Genomic DNA, 22159 nt, shown 5'->3' with positions numbered 1-22159 from the left:
ACACCCGGCTGACTTCAGGGCAGCCGGAGGTTGTGGTTCATGCAGCGTCCCGCATCACGCGCTGCAGGTCGCGCTCGATCTCGCTGAACGCGATCGGCGACAGGTCGCCCAGCGTGCCCTTCGTCGCGTCGGTGCCGTCCAGCGCCACCGCGCGCACTGTCTGCAGCGCCTTGCCGTCGGGGCTGTCCTGCACGAACCATCCTTCTTCCAGCTGCACGCAAAGGCGCCGCCCGCCTGGCAGCGCCTTGTTGAAGCTGTCGACCATGCCGCCGTCGCCCACCTCGCGCAGCCAGCCGCGCGCCTCCAGCCCCATCAGGCCGGCGTTCGACACCTGCCGGCCGGCCCAGTGCGCAAGCTCGCGGCGCGTGCGCAGCGACGGGTCGAGCGCAAAGGTCTGGCGCGTCAGCTGCTCGAAGGGCTGCATGATTTCGTAGTCGGCCAGCACCGCGGCCCAGGCGGTGGCCAGCACCGGATCGCTCGCCGCCAGTTCGAGCGGGTGCGGCAGGCCGATGCGCGCGGTGTCCGCAAGCGCCACCGGGTCGTCCTGCAGGTCGGTCAGCTCGCCTTCGGCGCTCACGCGGAAGGTGCCTGTCAGCCGGTTCGACGCATCGAACAGGCCCCACACCAGCGGCCGGCTGAACACGCGCAGCACCGGGTGGTTCGCGAAGAAGGGCAAAAACGCGTCGGCGCTCCAGCGGCGCTGCGCGCACATGGCGGCTTCGAGCCGCTTGACCTGCGTGGTGGCGACGGTCTTGGCCAGCTTGCGCAGGTCTTTCAGCTGCGTGGTCGCGGTGGCGGCCTTGCCGGGCTCGTCGTTCGCGCCGGGCTTGGGCAGCGTCTTGAGCACCTTGCCCCGGGCGTCGTGCACCACGGGCTGGAAGTGGTCGTCCATGCGCACTTCGAACGTGCGCGGGCCGAAGTCGAGCGTGAGCCGGGCGCGCGCGTCCAGGCCCAGGTCGGGCACCGTGCGGTCGGCCAGCTGGTCGAGGCTCAGGCCGCGCTGCTCGGCCACCTCGCCCAGCATGCGGTCGGCGCGGGTGCGCAGGTCGTCGTAGCGGGTCTGGCGCGCGAGCTCGGCCAGGTGCATCAGGGCGGCGTCGCTGCCGATGTCGCCGAGCATCGCCATGGCGTCGTAGGCGCGAACGCGGTCGAGCGCGGCGCGCCACTGGCGCAGCAGGCCGTAGAGCTGGCGGGCGGTTTCGTCGTCGCCCAGGCGGCCCTGCAGCGCGAACATCCAGCGCTCCTTGCCGGGGCGGCCGTTGCCGATCCACCAGGCCAGCAGCGCACGGCCGAAACGCGCGAGCGAATCGGGCGCGAGCGTGTCCAGCAGCGCGGGCAGCCCCGGGTAGGGGGCGTCGGGGCGGCCGAGCATCATGGCCATCAGCACGTCCGGCACGCAGGCCTGCGGCAGCGCGTGGCCGCTGCCTTTCAGGATCAGCCGGGGCAGCGCCGCCAGCGGCAGCGTCTTGGGCAGCACGGGCAACTCGTCGGGCAGCAGGTCTTCGGGCGCGATGGCCAGCAGCGTCGCCACCGCGTCGGCGGCCTCGGCGCCGTAGGCGGCGGCCTGGCGGCGCACGGCGTCGGCATGGCCGGCCGCGTGCAGCCAGCGCAGCGCGGCCTGGGCGGCTTCGTGCGCGGCGCCGGGTTCGCCCAATGCCACGGGAATGAGCCCCCGCGCGGCCGTGTCGGGGTAGCGGGCCAGCCAGTCGCCGGCTTCGCGCCGCACCCAGCGGTTGGTGTGCAGGCCCTTGGCGATCCAGCCCGCCAGCGGGTCCCACTCGATGGCCGACGCCAGCTCGAACATGGCGCGCGCGCCGTGCCGCAGGTAGTGTGGCAACGCCGGCAGCGCGGCGACGCCGAAGTGATGCAGAACCGGACGGATGCGGCCCGCGTCGCTCAGCGCGTGCATCGGCGCCGGCCCGTGCGTGAACACCGCCATGGCCAGCTGCGGCGGCAGCTGCCAGATGTGGTCGGCCGTGGCCCAGGCGCTGCCGGGCATGTCGCCGAAGTCTTCCGGCTGCACCGCGTGACCGCCAGCGATGTCGTCGATGCGTTCCGGCCGCACGCCGAGCATCCACAGCGCCTTGCGCACGGGGTCGGCGTTGCGAATGGCCTCGGGCGCGTCGGGCTGGAGGCGCGCGAAATCCCTGGCCTGCTCGTCGGAGCGCGCGCGCAAGGAGCGCACCTCCTGCCCCAGCCAGTCGGACGCGTCGCCCGTGTCCTGCTGGTACTGCGGCGGGGGCAGCGCGTTCCAGTGCAGCGCGGCGGTTGCGGGCAGCGGCTGCAGCGCGAGCGTGGGCACGACGGGGAGCGCCTGCCGGTTGTTCCAGGGCGGACGTCGCAGCAGCGCGGGCCACGCTTCGGGCGTGGCGTCGGTCACGCCGCCGGAGCCGTCTTCCTGCAGGCGTGCGAGCGTCTTGCGCTGGCCGTCGTCGCACGACGCTTCCAGCGGCGCCTGCCAGTCGGGGTTGGCGGCCAGCAGCTCCAGCACGAGCGCGGCGCCGGCCTGGTGGCGCGCCGGGTTCGCCGACAGCAACTCGCGCAGCACGAACAGCGGCCAGCGCGCGGCCTGTTTGGCCAGAGCGGTCTTGCAGTCGATCTGCTTGACCTGCGCCACGAAGAAACGCACGACCGCCGCGTCGTAAATCGCCAGCAGGTCGGTCACGGCTTCCTTGTGCGGCGACGGCTCGAAGAACAGTTCGGCCGCCGCGGCGCCGTGCATCTCGAGCATGCGCAGCCGCGCGGCGCGGGGCGGGTAGAAGCTGGCGCGGTGCCGGCGGAAGAAGTCGAGGCTGTCGGCCAGGCTGCGCTCGGCGCACAGCAGGCCGCCGCAGTGGCCGCAGGCCCGGTCGTTGAACCGCGCGAGCGATTCGCGCATGCCCTTGGTCCAGCGCACGCTGCCGTCGGGCTCTGCCTGCAGGCCTTGCGCCCCCTTCTGCTCTTTCGACTTGCCACCGACCGCCATGCCATGCTCCCCTCGAACTGATGCGAGCGGCATTGTCGGCCACGGCGGCGGGCCAAAAAAAAGCGCCCTCGCGGGCGCCGGAATTCGAGCAAGCCGTGGCCGGCTTAGAACTTCCTGCCTTGCAGCAGGCCGCTGAGCGAACCCAGCAGGTCTTCCTGGGTGCCCAGGCCCTGCTCGGGCACCTTGCCGTGCGGCGTGAGATGGTCGATGAGCGCCGGCAGCATGGTCGCGAGCATCGGCAGCAGCGTTTGCGCATTGATGCCCAGCTTCGACGCGATGGCGGCAATGGTGTCGCCGCCCAGCGCGTTCTGCAGCTGGTCGCCCGAGACCGGCTGGTTCTCTCCCTTGCCGATCCACGAGTTGATGACGTTGCCCATGCCGGCCTGCTCGAACTTCGAGACCAGCCCTCCCAGGCCGCCCAGACCACCTTCAGCGCCATTGTTCGCGAGCAGGCCTCCCAGCGCGCCGGCCAGGCCACCGAGATCGCCCAGCCCCCCGAGGCCGCCGCCTTGCGGCTGCTGCTGTTGTGCAGCGCCTCCCAGCACTTGTCCGAGTACCGAATCGAGCAATCCCATGGCCGTTTCCTTGGTTTCTTGGTGTGTGACAGAACCGACAACATTGTTAAATGCTGCGGACCTTAAGTGGAAAGTAGTAGGGCTACTTTCGCACCGGTAACGTGACAAATTATTTGGTACGCGCCACGCGTTTGGGCAGCAATGCAGGGCTCACCCCTTGCACACCCACCAACCCGAGCACCGTCACCAGCGAATTCTGCGCGCCTTTCCAGGCGTCTGTCACGTCGATGGACTCGGCGAGCGAATGGAATCCCGAGCCCTTGCCGCCGCTGCCGACGATGATCGCGGGAATGCCCAGCGAGATCGGCACGTTGGCGTCGGTGCTGCCGCCGCGCAGCATCGTCTTGTGGCCGAAGGCCGCGTTCGAGCGCGTGGCGGCCTCCACGATCACCGAGTCCGGCGGCGTGCGGCCGCCGGGCCGGTCGCCGATGAGCCGGGTGCTCGCGCTCAGCGTGTTCACGTTCCAGCGCCTGTTTTCCTCGGCCACGGCCTCGTCGACGGCGGCAAGGATCTTCTTTTCCGTCTCGAGCAGCGCGCCCATGTCGTCCGAGCGGATGTCGATGGCCATGCGCGCGTCGGGCGCGATGGTGTTGACCGAGGTGCCGCCGCCGACCGTGCCGACGGTGAAGGTGGTCTTGGGGAAGCTCGGCGTGCGCACGTCGGCGATCTTCGCAATGGCGCGGCCCATGCCGTGGATGGCGCTGGGCACCTGGCCGAAGGCGCCGAAGCTGTGGCCGCCCGGGCCCTGGAACGTGACCTCGTAGCGGTGGCTCGCGGTGCCCAGCACCAGCACGGCGCCCGGCGGGGACGGCTCCAGTCCCACCATGCCGTCGATGTCGAGGTGGTCGCGAAAGATCGCCTTCATGCCGCGCAGGTTGCCCAGCTCTTCCTCGCCGACGTTGGCGACGAACACCAGGTCGCCCACGGTCTGCACCTTGTTGTCGTTCAGCACCTTGAGCCACGACAGCAGCACGGCGAGGCCGCGCGTGTCGTCGCCGATGCCGGGCGCGTACAGCCGGCCGTCGCGCTCTTTCACCTTCACGTCGGTGCCGGCGGGAAACACGGTGTCGAGGTGGGCCGAAACAAGCAGCTTCGGACCGCCGCCGATGCCCTTGCGCAGGCCGACCACGTTGCCTTCGGCGTCGATCTTCGCGTGGCTCAGGCCCAGCGCCTTGATGCGCGCAAGAAAGGCCTCGGCGCGCTTGTGCTCCTTGAAGGGGGGCGCCTCGATCTCGGCGAGCATCCTCAGGTCTTCGACCGAGCGCTCATGGTCGGCCTTGACGGCGTCCAGCAGCTTATGGATGGCGGTCGACGCCATCAGCTGGGTGTAGGCCTTGTCGACCTCGGGGCTGGCCTGCACGGGCGCCGGAGCGACGGCCGGGCTCTGGGCGTTGGCGCCTGGCGCCGCACAGAGCACCGCGAGAGCGAGGGGGGCGAGGCGCAAAGCGCCCGGCAAGCGGGACATGGGGCAAAAGTCCTTCTTTTGTCTTAATGAAGTAACGATTGTTTCCCAGGTTTTCCGCGCGCACGTTGCGGAAAACACTCACCTTTTGCCTTCTGTTCGGCGTTTGCCGCGGGGGATCAGAGGCCGGCGAGCGACACCAGCGCTGCCAGCGCCGCCGTTTCGGCGCGCAGCACGCGCGCGCCGAGGGTGACAGGCGCGAAGCCGCGCACGATGGCCTGCTGCTCCTCGGCGCTGCTGAGGCCGCCTTCGGGGCCGCTCAGCACCAGAGCGCCTTGGCCGTCCGGCATTGGCACGGCATGAACGGCGCGTGTGCCGTCGGCAAGGCTGAGCACCAGGCGCACAGCGGACGATTCGGCTGGCTGCGCATCGATCCAGCCCGCAAAGGACTGCACCGGATGGACCACCGGCACGCGGTTGCGCCCGCATTGCTCGCAGGAGGCGACCGCAATCGCCTCCCAGTGCGCCCGCTTCTTCTCGGCCCGTTCGCCCGAGAGACGCAGCACGCCGTGGGCGGTGGCCAGCGGCTGGATGCTCGCCACGCCGAGTTCGGTGGCTTTCTCGACCAGCCAGTCCATGCGTTCGTTGGCCGGCATCCCGACCGCAAGGTGCACGGCGCGGGGCGCCTCGCGCTCCACCGGCAGGTGGGCGCCGACCGCCACCGACACGTCGCTGCGGCCCATGCGCTCGACCGTGGCCGCGTACTCGCCGCCCGCGCCGTCGAACAGGGTGAGCGCGTCGCCGGGCTGCATGCGCAGCACCTGCACATGGCGCGCGGCGCCGGACGGCAGCGCCAGGCTGGTGCCGGCGGTCAGCGGCACGGAACAGTGAAAACGCGGCATGCTATGAAATTAGTAGCGACACAGGGCCATCCGACGGGCGTCAGACGCGGCCATAGGCAAAGCCGGTGAGCGCCGACGTGCCTTCGACCTCGTCGATCACCCGCACCAGCGGCGTCAACTCCATGTAGCGGCTGGCGGTGGCGCGGATGTAGGCGATGAAGCGCGGCGTGTCGGCCAGGTACCTGGGCTTGCCGTCGCGCAGCGTGAGGCGCGCGAAGATGCCGGCCACCTTCAGGTGGCGCTGCAGGCCCATCCACTCGACGGCGCGGTAGAACGCGCCGAAGTCTTCGTCCACCGGCAGGCCGGCCTTGCGCGCGGCGGTCCAGTAGCGGATGGTGATGTCGAGCACGAACTCCTCGTCCCAGCTCAGGAAGGCGTCGCGCATCAGGCTGGCGATGTCGTAGCTGATGGGGCCGTACACCGCGTCCTGGAAGTCGAGCACCCCGAGCGCCGCGCCGTTGCCGATCATCAGGTTGCGCGGCATGAAGTCGCGGTGCACGTACACGCTGGGGGACGCCAGGTTGGTGTCGACGATCAGCCTGAAGCTGCGCTCCAGCCGCTCTTTCAGCTTGCCCTCGATGGCCACCCCGCGGTGCTTGCCGATGTACCACTCGGGGAACAGCGCCAGTTCGCGCTCGAGCAGAGCCCGGTCATAGGGCGGCAGCACGCCCGGCCTGGAGGACAGCTGCCACTTGATCAGTGTGTCGATCGCCTGGTCGTACAGCGGGCGGCTCGCGTTGGGCTGGGCCGGGTCGATCACGTCCAGCATGGTCTGGCGGCCCAGGTCGTCGAGCAGCAGGAAGCCCTGGAGCCGGTCCCATTCGAGCACCGTGGGGGTGAGCACGCCGGCCTCGGCCATCAACTTCGCCACCTGGACGAACGGGTCGCTGTTTTCCTTGTCCGGCGGCGCGTCCATCACGATGCGCGTGGGCGCGACCGGGTCGGTGGTGGCTACGCGGAAGTAGCGGCGAAAGCTCGCGTCGGCCGAGGCGAGGCGCACCGTGTCGGGCAACAGCCGCTGGGTGGGCGCGATGCCGGCCAGCCAGGTCCGGAACGCCTCTGCGCGTTGCGGATCGGTCCAGAGAATGGTCTCGGCGGGGCTCGGGGCCAAAGAGGCGGGGGGCAAGGGTGCTGTCATGGATAATCGATTCTACAAATCCGCCTGGCGCGGCAACCCCTCGCGGCCGGCTTGCGGCCGGGCCGGGGTCGCTGCCGGCCCCTGCAACCCGCCGGCCTGCCGCGCCGTCCCCCGACGATCCTTCGTTCCGAACCGATGCCTACGACCCAAAGCCCTCACGCTTGGCACCTTGTGCGCTCGCTGCTCTCCCCGGGGGAGTCGCCGGCTTTCCTCGGAATGGCCGGGCGGGAGGCTTGATGAGCCGACGCGCGACCCCGCGGCGCTCCAGCCCGCCTCTGCCGCTGGCTGTGCTGTCGCTGGCCCTCATGCATGTGCACGGCGCGTCCGCGCAGACCGCCGCCAACGTCGACGGACCGCTCACGCTGAAGCGCACGCCGCTGCTGACCGAAATCGTGCCGCCCGCCGAGCGCGGCCAACTGCCCAGCCTGATCACCGGCGACCGCATTTCCGGCCGCCCCGACCTCGACACCCTGGTCGAAGGCAATGCCACGCTGCGCCGCGGCCCGGTCTCCATCACCGCCGACCGGCTCGAGTACTACCAGCCCGACGACCAGGCCAAGGCCACCGGGAACGTGCGGGTCAACCAGGGCGGCAACGTGTACGAAGGCCCGGAGCTGCAACTCAAGCTCGAGACCTTCGAGGGCTTCTTCAACAACGTGCGCTACCAGTTCCTGGCGAACGAGGCGCACGGCGAGGCACAACGCATCGATTTCGTCGACGCCAACGTGTCGGTGGCCCGCCAGGCCACCTACACCACCTGCCGCCGCGAGGACTTCCCCGGCTGGATGCCGGCATGGCTGCTGACCGCAACCACCATGACCACCGACACCGAGGAAGACGAAGGCGTGGCCACCAATGCGCGCCTGAGCTTCATGGGCATCACCACGCCGCCCATTCCGAGCGTGAGTTTCCCGCTGTCGAATGCCCGCAAGAGCGGCCTGCTGCCGCCCACCATGGGCATCGACAACAACAACGGCATCGAGATCGCGCAGCCGTATTACTGGAACATCGCCCCGAACCGCGACGCCACGATCACGCCCACGCTCATGAGCAAGCGCGGACTCAATCTCAGCAACGAGTTCCGCTACCTCGAAAAGGGCTACAGCGGCACGGCACGGCTCGACCTGATGGGCAGCGACCGCTTGGTGGGCCAGCGCTACAACGAGCTGCGCACCTCCCAGCTGCAGCAGCTGGCGAACGGAGAAATCCAGGCCAAGGACCTGACCGGCCCACCCAACAGCACCAGGCGCTGGGGCCTTTGGCTCAGTCACCACCAGGACTTCGACGCCAAGGCGTTCGGCCTGGACTCGCTGTCGGCCAACATCGCGATCAACCGCGTGAGCGACAACGACTACTGGCGCGATTTCACGCGCACGCCGTCGCTCGCGCAGCGCCAGTTGCCGAACGACGCGTCGCTCAGCTGGACCAAGGACGACTGGAGCGGCGCGATCCGCGCGCTCAAGTACCAGAACCTGCAGTACAACCTGTCGCCGATCGTGCCGTCGTACGACCGCATGCCGCAGATCACGGCCAACTACAACAAGTACGACTGGCACGGCTTCGACGTGTCGCTCAACCTGGACTACACGCGCTTCCGGGTCAACACGATCCTGAGCGGCCAGCCCGGCTTCGACGTCAACCAGCAGTCGCAGCCCGACGGCGACCGGGCCTCTGCCATCGCCTCGATCAGCCGGCCGTTCATCACGCCCAGCTCGTTCGTCATTCCCAAGCTGATGCTGAACACGGCGTCCTACAGCTACTACGTGCCGCAAGCGGACATTCCGAAGCTCACGATCAACGGCACGCAGTACGTCGGCGGGATTCCCTACAACCCGAGCTCGCTGTATTTCTTCCCGACCTCCAGCAACCGGACGGTGCCGACCTTCAGCCTCGACAGCGGCCTGATCTTCGAACGCGACGCCAGCTACTTCGGGCGCGCCTTCCGCCAGACGCTCGAGCCGCGCGCGTACTACGTGTACACCCCGTACCGCAACCAGAGCATGCTGCCGAACTACGACTCGGCGGCCAACGACTTCAGCTTCGCGACCATCTACACCGAGAACGCGTTCTCGGGCGGCGACCGCATCTCGGACACCAATGCGCTCACGCTCGGCGTGACCTCGCGCCTCATCGACCCGGCCACCGGCATCGAGGCGGCGCGCTTCGGCATCGCGCAGCGCCTGCGCTTCAGCGACCAGAAGGTCACGCTGCCCGGCGGCACGCCGGTCACCGACCGCGCGAGCGACCTGCTGGTGGGCGCGCAGATCAACTGGACGCCCAAGTGGAGCCTGGACACGGTGGTCCAGTACAACCCCGACACCCGCCGCTCGGAGCGTTCGGCCATCAGCGCCCGCTACAACCCCGAGCCGTACCACAACCTGAGCGCGGCCTTCCGCTACCAGGCACCCACCACCCCGACCGCCACCGACGGCAACAAGTCGTTCGACGTGGGCTGGCAATGGCCCCTCAACGACCTGTGGGGCGACAAGGGCAAGAACCTCGGTCCGGGCAAGGGCCAGGGCGGCGGACGCTTGTACGCCGTGGGCCGCCTGAACTACAGCCTGCAGGACAAGAAGCTCACCGACGGCGTGCTCGGCTTGGAATACGACGGCTGCTGCTGGATCGGGCGCGTGGTGCTGCAACGCATCACCACCGGCCAGGTGACGGCGAACACCCGCATCATGTTCCAGCTCGAATTCGTCGGGTTCTCCAGCATCGGCTCCAGCCCGATGCAGGCCTTGCGGCAGAACATCCAGCGCTACGAACCCCTGCGCCAACCGGGCGAGGCGCCCAGCCGCTTCACCAATTACGACTGAGTCGACTGACTGAGCTAGCCATGAAAAACATCCGTTCCATCATCACCCTCGGCTGCCTTGCGGCCATGGCTGCAACCGCAGGCGCCCAGGGCTTTCGCTCGGGCGGCGGCATCACGGACATCATGCGCGCCGGTCCGCGCCTGGGCCCGCCGGCGGCGCGCCCCGCCCCCGGCACGCCGCCTGCGGCGGCTCCGGTGCAACGCTCGGCGGAATTCATCGTCGCGCTGGTCAACTCCGAGCCCATCACCAACACCGAGGTGCTCACCCGCGTGGAGCGCCTGCTGAAGGAAAACCCCGACGCCCAGCGCGTGCCGCGCAACGAGCTCACGCGGCTCGTGCTCGAGCGCCTGATCACCGAGCGCGCGCAGCTTCAGCTCGCCAAGGAAAACGGCATCAAGGTCGACGAGGTGGCGATCGACCAGGCCGAGCAGACCGTGGCGCGCCAGAACGAAATCAGCCTTGTCGAACTGCGCCGCCGTGTGGCGGCCGAAGGCATTGCGCAGAAGGAGTTCCGCAACGACCTGCGCGACCAGTTGCTGCTCACGCGCCTGCGCGACCGCGAGGTCGAGTCGAAGGTCAAGATCAGCGACGTCGAGGCCGACGAGTACCTGCGCGACCAGCGCAATGTGTCCGTCAAGAACGCCGCGCTGGAGAATCTGAACCTCGCGCAGATCCTGATCGCGTTGCCAGAGAACGCGACCGACGCGCAGATCGCCGCCGCGCAGCAGAAGGCCCAGGGCCTCGCCCAGCGCGCCCGCGCTGGCGAAGACTTCGCCAAACTGGTGCAGGACAACTCCGATTCGCCCGACCGTGCCAATGGCGGTGCCATCGGCATGCGCAGCGCCGACCGCTACCCGGCGCTGTTCGTCGAGGCCACCCAATCGACGGCCGTGAACGGCATTGCCGGACCCGTGCGCTCCAGCGCCGGTTTCCATGTGCTCAAGGTGGTGGCCAAGGCCCAGGTCGGCTCCAGCGATGCCACCGTCACCCAGACGCAGGTGCGCCACATCCTGTTGCTGAACGATCCCAAGCGCACCACCGCCCAGGCGGTCGCGCAACTCGCGGAATTCAAGCGCCGCTTGCAGGCCGGCACGGCCGACTTCGCGGGCCTGGCCCGCGACAACTCGCAGGACGCGAGCGCCAAGGCCGGCGGTGACCTCGGCTGGTCGCGTCCAGGCCAGTTCGTGCCCGAGTTCGAGGAAGCGATGGACCGGCTCTCGCCGGGCCAGATCAGCGACCCCGTGGTGTCGCGCTTCGGCGTTCACCTGATCCAGGTGGTCGGGCGCCGCGATGCCAAGCTGAGCCAGTCCGAGCAGCGTGAAGCCGCGCGGACAGCATTGCGCGAGCAGCGCATCGAGGAAGCCTTCAGTACCTGGATGCAGGAAGTGCGTGCGCGGGCCTACGTCGAGTACCGCGAACCCCCGCAGTCCTGATTCACCGATGGCACATATCGCCAGGAAGCGGTTCGGACAGCATTTTCTGTCCGACGCGGGGATCATCGATGCGATCGTGCGGGAGATCGCCCCGCAGCCCGGCGACGCCATGGTCGAGATCGGCCCGGGGCTCGCGGCGCTCACGCAGCCGCTGGTCGAGCGGCTCGGCCGGCTCACCGTGATCGAACTGGACCGCGACCTGGCCAAGCGCCTGCGCGACCATGCGCAACTCGACGTGATCGAGTCCGACGTGCTCAAGGTGGACTTCGCCGAACTCGCGGGCCGCTTTCCGGCCAAGCCGCTGCGCGTGGTGGGCAACCTGCCCTACAACATCTCCACGCCCATCCTGTTCCACCTGCTGGGCTCGGCCCATTTGGTGGCCGACCAGCACTTCATGCTTCAGAAAGAGGTGATCGACCGCATGGTGGCCAAGCCCGCCACGTCGGATTACAGCCGCCTGAGCGTGATGCTGCAGTGGCGCTACGACATGGCCAACGTGCTGTTCGTGCCACCGGAAAGCTTCGAGCCGCCGCCGCGCGTGGACAGCGCCGTGGTGCGCATGGTGCCGCTGGCGCAGCCACCGGTCGTTGATGCGAAGCGCCTGGGCGAAATCGTGCAGGTGGCTTTCAGCCAGCGGCGCAAGATCATGCGGCACACACTGGGCAAGTGGCTGCAGGAGCACGGCTTTGCCGGCGAGTTCGACACCCAGCGCCGGGCGGAGGAAGTGCCTGTGCACGAATATGTGGCCCTGGCGCAGGCCGTGGCCCCATGAAAAAGCCCGTCACAGACGGGCTTTTTCATGCGCGCCGGGGAGGTTCCCAGGCGCCGATGCTCAAGCCGCTTTAAGCGGCGGCGAGCCAGTAACTCGCGTTGAACGGGCTGCTCATGCGCAGCGCCAGCGGCGACACGTCGACGAGCTTGTCGGTTGGCATTTTTTCGCCGGCCGGCTCCGTGCTGGCCGTGGTGGTTGCTGCTGCGGTGTTGTTCACTTCGATGCCATCGAGGTTTTCAGCTTTCGGCTGAGCCTCGTTCGCCCGTTCTGCTTGGCTGGTAGATGCAGAACGGGCTACAGAAAAGAATAGAAGCACCGGAACGGGACCTTGCGGTCGCCCCAGTAGTCCGAGGCGTCGCGGAAGATGTCGAGCAGCTGCTCGCGCGCTTCCTTGTCGAACTTGGCATTGGCCGGAATCTGCTCCAGCACGATGACGAAACCTGGCTGTGGGCCCGATTTATGCAGCGGGTCTGTCATGCAGTCGTACAGCGCGTCGAAGTTCTTCCCGAAGTGGGCCGGGAACGTGAACTGCTGCGCGATCAGGTCGAGCACGTCCTGCTTGGTCTGGGCGTTGCCCAGGTTGGCGTACAGGAAGTGCTGGCCGGCTGCGTTGGCAGCGTCCTGCAGGTCGTTCACGCGGAACGCGCGGATCGATTGCACGATGTTCGGGCGTACGGCACGAAGGGATAAGGTCATCTCCGCTGGTCTTTCCATAGTCATCATCATTTCTTCGGGGCGCTTCGGGGCGCCACCCAGGTCGTTGTCATCGCTCATGGCGCAATCCGTCTGAAACTTGCATAGTGGTCTGCCGTGTACCAGCAGGCCTCGGGGGTGGTGCGTTGCGCACCGCCGCAAACAATTCGTTGTGCACCACGATTGCGCGAGCCGGGTGTCGTCACCGTGTACTCGAGGTAGTGGCCACGCCGTGCCGGCGGTAAAAGACGCTCGCGATTGCCGAAAACCGTGCCGTCCTTGTCGTACCGGAAAGGTCCACCGTTGAGGATGGACTGGTAGGTTCGCTGGCCCTGCACCGGCAATTCGGACAGGGCAATCGTTCCATCAGTGGACGTTTTTTCGGCGCCGAACCATCCGCGGGCCTCGGCCCCGGTCGCCAACGCCGCCAGCATCAGGCCGGTGAGCGCAAACTTTGTGACTGAGGACGTGATCGAGGCGTAAGCCGCCATGGGGCACCACAAGAAAAGAGCGGGGGGAGTTCGAATCAGCGTTCAACGTCGGGGTTAACCCGCAAATTCAAGCCCGCGAGTGTGCACCACGCTGGAGAAAATAGCAAGGGACTGCCCAAAGTTTGAGCAGTCCCCGGAGGTGCAAGTGGCGTTTTAAGTTGGCGACCACTCTCGCCAAAGCGCCTATCTTTCGGCGTTTGCGTCAGCCACTGTCAAGGCTGTCATGTTCACGATGCGTCGAACAGTCGCGCTGGCCGTGAGAATGTGCACAGGTTTGGCGGCGCCGAGCAAAACCGGGCCGATCGCGATGTTGCCGCCGGCGGCCGTCTTGAGCAGGTTGTACGAAATATTGGCCGCGTCGATGTTCGGAAAAACCAACAGGTTGGCGTCGCCGGCCAGCGCGCTGTGCGGCATGACGATCGCGCGCTGCTTGCTGTCCAGCGCCACGTCGCCATGCATTTCGCCGTCCACTTCGAGCCAAGGTGCCTGCACGCGCAGCAGGTCGAGCGTCTTGCGCATCTTGATGGCGCTGGGCTCGTTGCTGGTGCCGAAATTGGAGTGCGACAGCAGCGCAGCCTTCGGCTTCAGGCCGAAGCGCATCATTTCCTCGGCCGCCATGGTCGTGATTTCGGCCAGTTCCTCGGGCGAGGGGTCGTAGTTGACGTGCGTGTCGACCAGGAACACCTGGCGGTCGGGCAGCAGCAGGCCGTTCATGCAGGCGTACACCGGCACGTCCTGCGGGGTGCTGGCGCAGCCGCCGGGGCGCTTGCCGATCACCTGGTCGATGTAGTGCAGGTGGATCAGCGTGGTGCCCCAGGTGCCGCAGATCATGCCGTCCACCTCGTCCTTGTGCAGCAGCATCGCGCCGATCAGCGTGAGGCGGCGGCGCATCTCGATCTTCGCGACCTGGGCGGTGATGCCCTTGCGCTCGGTCATGCGGTGGTAGGTCTGCCAGAAGTCGCGGTAGCGGTGGTCCTGCTCGACGTTGACGATGTCGTAGTCGAGCTCTTCCTTCAGTCGCAGGCCGAACTTCTCGATGCGCTGGGCGATGACGGCCGGGCGGCCGATCAGCGTCGGGCGGGCCAGGCCTTCGTCGACCACGATCTGCGCGGCGCGCAGCACGCGCTCTTCCTCGCCCTCGCTGTACGCCACGCGCTTCTTCGGCGAGCGCTTGGCGGCGTCGAAGATCGGCTTCATGGTCGTGCCCGAGGCATAGACGAAGCTCTGCAGGCGGTCGCGGTAGGCGTCCATGTCCTTGATCGGGCGCGTCGCCACGCCGCTGTCGGCGGCGGCCTGCGCCACGGCCGGCGCGATCTTCATCATCAGGCGCGGGTCGAAGGGCTTCGGAATCAGGTATTCGGGGCCGAACGACAGCTTTTCACCGACGTAGGCGGCGGCCACGCGCTCGCTCTGCTCGGCCTGCGCCAGGTCGGCAATGGCGTGCACCGCGGCGATTTCCATCTCGTCGGTGATCGTGGTCGCGCCCGAGTCGAGCGCGCCGCGGAAGATGTACGGGAAGCACAGGACGTTGTTGACCTGGTTCGGGTAGTCGGTGCGGCCGGTGGCCATGATCACGTCGTCGCGCACCGCGTGGGCGTCTTCGGGCGCGATCTCGGGGTTCGGGTTGGCCAGCGCGAAGATCACCGGCTTGGCCGCCATCTTGGCGACCATCTCGGGCTTGAGCACGCCGCCGGCCGAGAGGCCGAGGAACACGTCGGCACCGGCGATGACTTCCGACAGCTTGCGCATGTCGGTCTTCTGCATGTACTGGCGCTTGTCGTCGTCCATCAGCTCTTCGCGGCCTTCGTAGACCACGCCGGCCAGGTCGGTCACGAACACGTTCTCGCGCTTCAGGCCGACCTTGAGCAGCAGGTTCAGGCAGGCCAGCGCCGCGGCGCCCGCACCCGAGGTGACCAGCTTGACCTCGGCGATGTTCTTGCCGGCCACTTTCAGGCCGTTGACCATGGCGGCCGCCACGGTGATGGCCGTGCCGTGCTGGTCGTCGTGGAACACCGGGATCTTCATGCGCTTGCGCAGCTCGCGCTCCACGTAGAAGCAGTCCGGGGCCTTGATGTCTTCCAGGTTGATGGCGCCGAAGGTCGGCTCCAGCGAGGCGATGATCTCGACCAGCTTGACCGGGTCCTTCTCGTCGATCTCGATGTCGAACACGTCGACACCGGCGAACTTCTTGAAGAGAACGCCCTTGCCTTCCATCACCGGCTTGGACGCCAGCGCGCCGATGTCGCCCAGGCCCAGCACCGCGGTGCCGTTGGTGATGACGCCCACCAGGTTGCCGCGCGAGGTGTACTTGAAGGCGTTCAGCGGGTCCTTGACGATTTCCTCGCAGGGCGCCGCCACGCCGGGCGAGTAGGCCAGCGACAGGTCGCGCTGGTTGACCATCTGCTTGGTCGCCGCGATGGCGATCTTGCCGGGAACGGGGAACTCGTGGTACTCGAGGGCCGCACGGCGCAGCTCGGCGCGCTTGTCTTCGGGCGTGGGAGTCGATGAGGTCGAGGGGGTCGAATCGGACATGTGCCTGTAGCTCCTGGTGGCGCTTCTTCTGGGGGCGCCGATTGTAGACCTCGCTCCGCGAGGCCCACGGCAGAGGCCATGCGCCGCATGGCCAGGGGGCGCGCATGACCAAATGCACGGGTTACGCCGTCAAGTCGCTGTGGCAATATGCACGGCTCGGACAAAACCTGAAAAAACCCCAAGAGGAGCGACCATGGCGCTGATGGATTTCATCAAGAAACAGTTCATCGACATCATCCAGTGGACGGAGACCGGCGATGGCACGCTGGCCTGGCGCTTCCCGATGGCGGAGATGGAAATCCAGAACGGTGGTTCGCTCACCGTTCGCGAGTCGCAGGTGGCGGTGTTCGTCAACGAAGGCAAGGTGGCCGACGTGTTCGGCCCCGGCATGTACAAGCTCACGACGCAGACGCTGCCCGTGCTCACGTACCTGAAGAACTGGGACAAGCTCTTCGAGTCCCCCTTCAAGAGCGACGTCTATTTCTTCAGCACGCGCCAGCAGATCGACCAGAAGTGGGGCACGCCCCAGCCGATCACCATCCGCGACAAGGACTTCGGCGCCGTGCGCCTGCGGGCCTTCGGCAACTACAGCTTCCGCATCGGCGATGCCAAGCTGTTCCACACCGAAATTTCGGGCACGCGCGACATCTACAGCGTGGCCGACCTCGACGGCCAGCTGCGCGGCCTGGTGCTGCAGAACATCAGCAACGCCATTGCGTCCAGCGGCGTGCCCTTTCTCGACCTTGCGGCCAACCAGATCCAGTTTGCGCAGGCCCTGGCCGCGCAGCTGGTGCCCGAGTTCGAGAAGATCGGCATCAAGCTCGAAAACCTCACGGTGCAGAACGTCTCGCTGCCCGAAGAGCTGCAGAAAATCCTGGACCAGAAGATCGGCATGGGCATGGTCGGCAACGACATGGGCAAGTTCATGCAGTACCAGACGGCGCAGGCCATTCCGAAGTTCGCCGAAGGCGCTGCCAACGGCGGCGGCGTGGTGGGCGACGCCATGGGCCTGGGGGCCGGCGTGGCGCTCGGCCAGGTGCTGGCGCAGAACCTCGCGCAGGGGCTGAGCCCGAACGCGGCGGCCCAGGCCGCGGCCACGCAGCAGCAACCCGCCGTGGCCGTGGTGAGCCCGGTCGACGTGATGACCACGCTCGAAAAACTCGGCGAACTCAAGACCAAGGGCATCCTCACGCAGGAAGAGTTCGACGCCAAGAAGGTCGAACTGCTCAAGAAGCTGGTCTAGCCCGGCGCTATGCTTTTGATAGCGCCTGACGCACGTGCTACGTGCGTCATAAGCCTTTTCGGCTTGAAAAAATCATGGTTGTCCGAACCATGGCCCCAACGCCATGGCTGAGGAAACCGGCAACCAACGCTACTACCGCGCGCCCTGCCCCGGCTGCGGCGCGCCGGTCGAATTCCGCTCGGCGCAGTCGACGCACGCGGTCTGTCCCTACTGCCAGAGCACCGTCGTGCGCCAGGGCGACACGCTCGCGCGCACCGGCAAGATGGCCGAGCTGTTCGACGACTTCAGCCCGCTGCAGCTGTTCGCTGCCGGCCGCATCCAGGACAAGCCGTTCACGCTGATCGGCCGGCTGCAGTACACCTACCCCGGCGGTCGCTGGACCGAGTGGATCGCCGCGCTCGACGGCGAGCGCACCGGTGTGCTCAGCGAGGACAACGGCGCCTATGTGTTCGCGCTGCCCTTCGACATCCAGCGCGCCGCGCCGCCATGGAACGAACTGCGCGTGGGCGCCACCACCGCCTTCGCCGGCCAGAGCTACACCGTCACCTCCAACGAACAGGTGGCGCTGACCTCCGCGCAGGGCGAGTTGCCGCACCTGCCCGAGCTCGGCCGCTCGTTCGCGATGGTCGAGCTGCGCAACGACAAGGGGCTGGTGCTCAGCCTGGACTACGGCACCGCCCCGCCCGCGGCCTCCCTGGGCCGCTCGGTGCAGCTGGAAGACCTGCAGCTCACCGGCCTGCGCGAGGACTCCGCCAGGAACGAGACGGGCCGCAGCTTCAACTGCCCCAATTGCGGCTCGCCCGTCACCGTCAACCTGGCCGACAGCAAGAGCATCACCTGCCGCTCGTGCAACAGCATCATCGACCTGTCGCAAGGCATCGGCGGCGAGCTGAAGCACGCCGCGCAGGACGAGCCCGTGCGCCCGCTCATCGCGCTGGGCGCCATGGGCCAGCTGCAGGGCGCGCAGTGGCAGGTGGTCGGCTTCCAGCACCGCATGGGCACCGAGCCCGGCGACGACGAGATGTTCGGCTGGGACGAGTACCTGCTCTACAACAAGAAGCGCGGCTTCAGCTTCCTGGTGGACGCCGAGGACGGCTGGAGCCTGGTCAAGCCGACCACCGGCGCGCCGGTGATGGCCGAGAACGGCAGCACCGCCAGCTACCTCAACAAGCGCTACCAGCAGCAGTACGCCTACAACGCCGAGACCACCTACGTGGCGGGCGAGTTCTACTGGCAGGTCGCGCGCGGCCAGAAAACCTTCAACCGCGACTTCGCCAACGGCCCCGCGCTGCTGTCGATGGAGCGCTCGGCCAACGAGCTCACGTGGTCGTCGGGCATCAAGCTCGACAGCGGCGTGGTAGCCACCTCCTTCAAGCTCGACGCCAAGAAGGACATGTTCAAGCGGGCCGACGCGCTGCCCGTGAGCGCCGCTTCGGGCATGGGCTGCGGCACCATCGTCCTCATCGTCGTGGTGATCATCGTCCTGCTGATCATCCTGAGCACCTGCAGCGGCGGATCGTCCGGCGGCTCGCGCAGTTCGGGCGGCTCGTATGGCGGCTACTCGAGTGGCGGCGGCCACAAATGACAACGAAGATGTACCCGATATTTCTTACTGCTATGACTGGAGGTCCCCATGGGATTTGAATGGCTGAAACCGGGCGTGGTCCTCGGATCGCTCGTGTACGCGCTGATCGGCGTCGTGATCTTCTGGCTGTGTTTCCTGATCATCGACAAGATCACGCCCTACGACCTGTGGGCCGAGATCGTCGAGAAGCAGAACGTGGCGCTCGGCATGGTCGTTGCCGCGATGAGCCTGGGCATCTGCATCATCGTGGCTGCAGCGATTCATTAGCCCACCGGCTTTGCACTTCGCTTCGCTACGTGTCATTCGCCACCCCCCGAGGGGGAGGCGCGGCTCGCCTTGGGGCGGTCCAGCGGCGACCGCCTGATCCAATGGACGCTCCTGCCACTCCGGCGCAGCCTGCCAAAGGCCCGCAACCCGTGGAGATCGCCCTGCTCGCCAGCGTGTTCGTGGTCGCGGCCTGCGGCCTCGTCTACGAGCTGAGCGCGGCCGCGCTCAGCTCCTACCTGCTCGGCGACTCGGTGCTGCAGTTCAGCACCATCATCGGCACCTACCTGTTCGCCATGGGCGTGGGCTCGTGGCTCTCGCGCTATTTCGACCGGCAGCTGCCGGCGCACTTTCTTCGCATCGAGCTGATGGTGGCGCTGATCGGCGGCGCGCTGCCCGCGATCCTGTTCCTGGCCAACGCCTACGTGCCCAGCGCGTTCCGCCTGCTGCTGTACGGCCTGGTGATGGTCGTGGGCACGCTGGTCGGGCTGGAAATTCCGCTGGTGATGCGCATCCTGAAGCGCAACATCGTGCTCAAGAACCTGGTGTCGCAGGTCTTGACCTTCGACTACCTCGGCGCGCTGGCGGTGTCGGTGGCGTTCCCGCTGATTTTGGTGCCGCAGCTCGGCATGATCCGCACCGGCCTGCTGTTCGGCTTCATGAACGCGGCCGTGGCGGTGTGGGCGCTGTGGCTGTTCCGCCATGAGCTGCGCCGCGTCGGCGCGCATGCGCTGGCCTGCTTCCTGGCGCTGGCTGCGCTGCTCGCGGCCTTCATCGGGGCCGACCACATCACGACGCTGGCCGAGGACAAGTTCTACCAGGACCACATCGTCTTCAGCGCCACCTCGCCCTACCAGCGCATCGTGGTCACGCGCGGGCTGCTCGGGCACCGCCTGTTCCTGAACGGCAACCTGCAGTTCGCCGAGCGCGACGAGTACCGCTACCACGAGGCCCTGGTGCATCCGGTGATGGCCGCGCAGGGTGCGCCCAGGAAGGTCGCCGTGCTCGGCGGCGGCGACGGCATGGCGGTGCGCGAGATCCTGAAGTACCCCTCGGTCGAATCGGTCACGCTGGTGGAGCTCGACCCGAACATGACGCAGCTCTTCACCACGCACGAGACGCTGGCCGCATTGAACGGCCATTCGCTGTCGTCGCCGAAGGTGAAGATCGTCAACACCGACGCCTTCCAGTGGCTGCAGCAACCCGGCGACATGTACGACGTGATCGTGGTCGACTTTCCCGACCCGACCAACTTCGCCATCGGCAAGCTCTACACCAACAGCTTCTATTCGCTGCTCGAAAAGCGCCTGTCGGCCAGCGGCTATGCGGTGATCCAGACCACCTCGCCGCTGGTGGCGCGCAAGAGCTACTGGACCGTGGCGACGACCATCGAATCGGTGGGCCTGCGCGCCACGCCCTACCACGCGCATGTGCCGAGCTTCGGCGAATGGGGCTACATCATCGCGAGCCGCCGGCCGTACCGCATGCCCGACGCACTGCCGGACGGGCTGCGCTTTCTTTCGCCTTCCACGCTGCCGCTGATGTTCGACTTTCCGCTCGACATGGCGCGCGTGCCGACCGAAGTGAACCGCCTGTCGAACCAGATCCTTGTCACCACTTATGAACAGGAGTGGGGCAAGGTGATGGCGCACTAGCCGCGCGATGCAACGACGCGAATTCCTCGGTGTGGCGGCAACTGCCGCAAGTGCCTTGGGCGCCCTTGCGCTCGCGGGCTGCGAGGCGCCGATGCCGCCCATCGAAGGCGGCTTCACCGGCATCGACGTGGCGCGCGGCCATGCGATGCGCGACGGCGCGCTCAAGGGCGCGTCACCCGCAGTCGTGAAGCGCACCCGTGTCGTCATCGCCGGTGGCGGGGTCTCCGGGCTCGCCGCCGCGCGCGCCCTGCGGCTTGCAGGCATCGACGACTTCACGCTGCTCGAACTCGAAGACACCGCCGGCGGCAACGCGCGCGGCGGCATGGTCAACGGCATTGCCTGCCCGCTCGGCGCGCACTACCTGCCCGTGCCCGGCGACGATGCGCGCGAGGTGCAGGACCTGCTCGAGGAACTCGGCCTGCGCCGCCGCGTGGCGGGCCGCTGGGAATACGACGAGGTCACGCTGTGCCACAGCCCGCAGGAGCGCCTGTTCTTTCGGGGCGAATGGCAGGACGGCCTGCTGCCCGTGCACGGCGTGGGCGAAAGCACGCTCGCGCAGTACCGCAAGTTCTCGCAGCGCATCGACGCGCTGCAGCACGCGGCGCACTTCGCCATTCCCACGCTCAAGGTCGCGGTCACGCCCGAGCTGCTGGCGCTCGACGCCATCCCCTTTTCGAGCTGGCTCGACAGCGAGGGCTTCAGCGACGTGCAGCTGCGTTGGTACCTGGAGTACTGCTGCCGCGACGACTACGGCGCGGGCATCGCGCAGGTGTCGGCCTGGGCCGGCATCCACTACTTCGCGAGCCGCCACGGCTTTCATGCGCCCGGCGATCCGACCGGCAGCGCCAACGACGCGAACCCCGAGCGCGACGGCATCCTCACCTGGCCCGAAGGCAACGGCTGGCTCACGAAACAGCTGGCCCGCCCGCTCGGCGAGCGGCTGCGCACCGGCCAGGTCGTCACGCGCATCGCCGACGTGCGCGGCGGCGTCGAGGTCGATGCGTGGGACACCGCCACGCAGTCGCTGGTGCGCTGGCAGGCGGAGCGCTGCATCGTCGCGCTGCCCGTGTTCATCGCCGCGCGCGTGGTCCAGAACCCGCCCGAGGTGCTGAAGAACGCCGCCGCGCACGTGCGCTACGCGCCCTGGCTGGTGGCCAACATCCACCTGCGCGGCGCGCTGGCCGACCGCCACGGCGCCGCGCCGAGCTGGGACAACGTGGTGTACGGCACCCAGGGCCTGGGCTATGTCGATGCGCGCCACCAGACGCTGGACCCCACACCGCGCGGCACCGTGCTGAGCTGGTACCGCCCGCTGGGCGCCAGCAGCCACGACACGGCCGACGGCCGCAAGCTGCTGCTGGAGCGCCCTTGGACCGGCTGGCGCGACGACCTGCTCGCCGAGCTGTCGGTGCCGCACCCCGACCTGCCCTCGCTGGCCACGCGCATCGACATCACGCGCTACGGGCACGCGATGTCCATTCCCACACCCGGCCTGCTCGCGCAGATCGGCTCGCAGCGCAGCGCGCCTGGCGACGGCCATCGAGGCAGCGTCGTGGCGGGCCGGCTGTCGTTCGCGCATGCCGACTGGTCGGGCTATTCGATCTTCGAGGAAGCCTTCACGCGCGGGCACGTGGCCGGGACCGCACTGGCATGAAGACACTGGTGCTCGGCGGCTACGGTAACTTCGGTGCGC

The 22159-nt window shown here is 67.8% G+C and carries 17 protein-coding genes; 8 read left to right on the top strand and 9 right to left on the bottom strand.

The features are described 5' to 3' along the window. Positions 1–37: 37 nt before the first annotated feature. The 5 genes from ACSFA5_RS19945 to ACSFA5_RS19925 all read right to left on the bottom strand — a co-directional run bounded on the left by ACSFA5_RS19945 (position 38) and on the right by ACSFA5_RS19925 (position 6982). Complete coding sequence (locus tag ACSFA5_RS19945) at positions 38–2965, bottom strand: DUF4132 domain-containing protein (protein WP_435445762.1); 2928 nt, start codon at positions 2963–2965, stop codon at positions 38–40. Between the two features lie 104 nt (positions 2966–3069). Next, positions 3070–3540: a YidB family protein gene (locus tag ACSFA5_RS19940; RefSeq protein WP_435445761.1), complete on the bottom strand. Its 471-nt coding sequence runs from the start codon at positions 3538–3540 to the stop codon at positions 3070–3072. Between the two features lie 109 nt (positions 3541–3649). Continuing rightward, on the bottom strand, positions 3650–5005 hold the full coding sequence (locus ACSFA5_RS19935; protein ID WP_435445760.1) for a M20/M25/M40 family metallo-hydrolase: 1356 nt from the start codon (positions 5003–5005) through the stop codon (positions 3650–3652). A 116-nt stretch (positions 5006–5121) separates the two neighbouring features. Continuing rightward, positions 5122–5844: a 16S rRNA (uracil(1498)-N(3))-methyltransferase gene (locus ACSFA5_RS19930; RefSeq protein WP_435445759.1), complete on the bottom strand. Its 723-nt coding sequence runs from the start codon at positions 5842–5844 to the stop codon at positions 5122–5124. 40 nt (positions 5845–5884) lie between these two features. Beyond that, complete coding sequence (locus ACSFA5_RS19925) at positions 5885–6982, bottom strand: aminoglycoside phosphotransferase family protein (protein ID WP_435445758.1); 1098 nt, start codon at positions 6980–6982, stop codon at positions 5885–5887. 236 nt (positions 6983–7218) lie between these two features. Here ACSFA5_RS19925 and ACSFA5_RS19920 point away from each other — a divergent pair, with 236 nt between their 5' ends. From ACSFA5_RS19920 to rsmA, 3 genes are read left to right on the top strand one after another with little or no spacing between them, the layout of a single operon-like run. Next, positions 7219–9798, top strand: a complete 2580-nt coding sequence (locus ACSFA5_RS19920; protein WP_435445757.1) for an LPS-assembly protein LptD — start codon at positions 7219–7221, stop codon at positions 9796–9798. 20 nt (positions 9799–9818) lie between these two features. Continuing rightward, positions 9819–11231 carry a peptidylprolyl isomerase gene (locus tag ACSFA5_RS19915; RefSeq protein ID WP_435445756.1) on the top strand — a complete coding sequence of 471 codons (1413 nt, stop codon included), beginning with the start codon at positions 9819–9821 and terminating at the stop codon, positions 11229–11231. A 7-nt stretch (positions 11232–11238) separates the two neighbouring features. After that, positions 11239–12003, top strand: coding sequence for a 16S rRNA (adenine(1518)-N(6)/adenine(1519)-N(6))-dimethyltransferase RsmA (gene rsmA / locus ACSFA5_RS19910; protein ID WP_435445755.1), 765 nt, complete (start codon positions 11239–11241; stop codon positions 12001–12003). Positions 12004–12073: 70 nt separating this feature from the next. Here the strand turns inward: rsmA and ACSFA5_RS19905 are convergent, their stop codons facing one another. The 4 genes from ACSFA5_RS19905 to ACSFA5_RS19890 all read right to left on the bottom strand — a co-directional run bounded on the left by ACSFA5_RS19905 (position 12074) and on the right by ACSFA5_RS19890 (position 15719). Further along, positions 12074–12319: a hypothetical protein gene (locus ACSFA5_RS19905; RefSeq protein WP_435445754.1), complete on the bottom strand. Its 246-nt coding sequence runs from the start codon at positions 12317–12319 to the stop codon at positions 12074–12076. Beyond that, the gene (locus ACSFA5_RS19900; RefSeq protein WP_086011111.1) at positions 12298–12723 is read right to left on the bottom strand and encodes a barstar family protein; all 426 of its coding nucleotides are present in this window, start codon (positions 12721–12723) and stop codon (positions 12298–12300) included. Before ACSFA5_RS19900 ends, ACSFA5_RS19905 begins: the two co-directional genes overlap by 22 nt. 50 nt (positions 12724–12773) lie before the next feature. After that, entirely contained in the window at positions 12774–13187 is a 414-nt protein-coding gene (locus ACSFA5_RS19895) for a guanyl-specific ribonuclease (RefSeq protein ID WP_435445753.1), read from the bottom strand. A 183-nt stretch (positions 13188–13370) separates the two neighbouring features. Beyond that, the gene (locus ACSFA5_RS19890; RefSeq protein WP_435445752.1) at positions 13371–15719 is read right to left on the bottom strand and encodes an NADP-dependent malic enzyme; all 2349 of its coding nucleotides are present in this window, start codon (positions 15717–15719) and stop codon (positions 13371–13373) included. Positions 15720–15912: 193 nt separating this feature from the next. Here ACSFA5_RS19890 and ACSFA5_RS19885 point away from each other — a divergent pair, with 193 nt between their 5' ends. From ACSFA5_RS19885 to ACSFA5_RS19865, 5 genes are all read left to right on the top strand, one after another. Continuing rightward, positions 15913–16962: an SPFH domain-containing protein gene (locus tag ACSFA5_RS19885; protein ID WP_435445751.1), complete on the top strand. Its 1050-nt coding sequence runs from the start codon at positions 15913–15915 to the stop codon at positions 16960–16962. Positions 16963–17065: 103 nt separating this feature from the next. Continuing rightward, positions 17066–18547, top strand: coding sequence for a DUF4178 domain-containing protein (locus ACSFA5_RS19880; RefSeq protein WP_435445750.1), 1482 nt, complete (start codon positions 17066–17068; stop codon positions 18545–18547). A 48-nt stretch (positions 18548–18595) separates the two neighbouring features. Continuing rightward, entirely contained in the window at positions 18596–18814 is a 219-nt protein-coding gene (locus tag ACSFA5_RS19875) for a DUF350 domain-containing protein (RefSeq protein ID WP_435445749.1), read from the top strand. A gap of 101 nt (positions 18815–18915) precedes the next feature. Beyond that, positions 18916–20466 carry a polyamine aminopropyltransferase gene (locus ACSFA5_RS19870; RefSeq protein WP_435445748.1) on the top strand — a complete coding sequence of 517 codons (1551 nt, stop codon included), beginning with the start codon at positions 18916–18918 and terminating at the stop codon, positions 20464–20466. A 7-nt stretch (positions 20467–20473) separates the two neighbouring features. Continuing rightward, entirely contained in the window at positions 20474–22120 is a 1647-nt protein-coding gene (locus ACSFA5_RS19865; protein WP_435445747.1) for an FAD-dependent oxidoreductase, read from the top strand. Positions 22121–22159 lie beyond the last annotated feature (39 nt).

This window comes from Variovorax monticola, from assembly GCF_051216855.1.
Classification (GTDB): domain Bacteria; phylum Pseudomonadota; class Gammaproteobacteria; order Burkholderiales; family Burkholderiaceae_C; genus Variovorax.
The sequence above is the reverse complement of the archived record's forward strand: the minus strand, read 5'-3'. Positions and strand labels throughout refer to the sequence as shown.

What these genes read in the sequence shown, in the direction of transcription:
- ACSFA5_RS19945 (WP_435445762.1), bottom strand. Translation starts at nt 2,965, where the DNA reads ATGGCGGTCGGTGGCAAGTCGAAAGAGCAGAAGGGGGCGCAAGGCCTG.
- ACSFA5_RS19940 (WP_435445761.1), bottom strand. Translation starts at nt 3,540, where the DNA reads ATGGGATTGCTCGATTCGGTACTCGGACAAGTGCTGGGAGGCGCTGCA.
- ACSFA5_RS19935 (WP_435445760.1), bottom strand. Translation starts at nt 5,005, where the DNA reads ATGTCCCGCTTGCCGGGCGCTTTGCGCCTCGCCCCCCTCGCTCTCGCG.
- ACSFA5_RS19930 (WP_435445759.1), bottom strand. Translation starts at nt 5,844, where the DNA reads ATGCCGCGTTTTCACTGTTCCGTGCCGCTGACCGCCGGCACCAGCCTG.
- ACSFA5_RS19925 (WP_435445758.1), bottom strand. Translation starts at nt 6,982, where the DNA reads ATGACAGCACCCTTGCCCCCCGCCTCTTTGGCCCCGAGCCCCGCCGAG.
- ACSFA5_RS19920 (WP_435445757.1), top strand. Translation starts at nt 7,219, where the DNA reads ATGAGCCGACGCGCGACCCCGCGGCGCTCCAGCCCGCCTCTGCCGCTG.
- ACSFA5_RS19915 (WP_435445756.1), top strand. Translation starts at nt 9,819, where the DNA reads ATGAAAAACATCCGTTCCATCATCACCCTCGGCTGCCTTGCGGCCATG.
- rsmA (WP_435445755.1), top strand. Translation starts at nt 11,239, where the DNA reads ATGGCACATATCGCCAGGAAGCGGTTCGGACAGCATTTTCTGTCCGAC.
- ACSFA5_RS19900 (WP_086011111.1), bottom strand. Translation starts at nt 12,723, where the DNA reads ATGACTATGGAAAGACCAGCGGAGATGACCTTATCCCTTCGTGCCGTA.
- ACSFA5_RS19895 (WP_435445753.1), bottom strand. Translation starts at nt 13,187, where the DNA reads ATGGCGGCTTACGCCTCGATCACGTCCTCAGTCACAAAGTTTGCGCTC.
- ACSFA5_RS19890 (WP_435445752.1), bottom strand. Translation starts at nt 15,719, where the DNA reads ATGTCCGATTCGACCCCCTCGACCTCATCGACTCCCACGCCCGAAGAC.
- ACSFA5_RS19885 (WP_435445751.1), top strand. Translation starts at nt 15,913, where the DNA reads ATGGCGCTGATGGATTTCATCAAGAAACAGTTCATCGACATCATCCAG.
- ACSFA5_RS19880 (WP_435445750.1), top strand. Translation starts at nt 17,066, where the DNA reads ATGGCTGAGGAAACCGGCAACCAACGCTACTACCGCGCGCCCTGCCCC.
- ACSFA5_RS19875 (WP_435445749.1), top strand. Translation starts at nt 18,596, where the DNA reads ATGGGATTTGAATGGCTGAAACCGGGCGTGGTCCTCGGATCGCTCGTG.
- ACSFA5_RS19870 (WP_435445748.1), top strand. Translation starts at nt 18,916, where the DNA reads ATGGACGCTCCTGCCACTCCGGCGCAGCCTGCCAAAGGCCCGCAACCC.
- ACSFA5_RS19865 (WP_435445747.1), top strand. Translation starts at nt 20,474, where the DNA reads ATGCAACGACGCGAATTCCTCGGTGTGGCGGCAACTGCCGCAAGTGCC.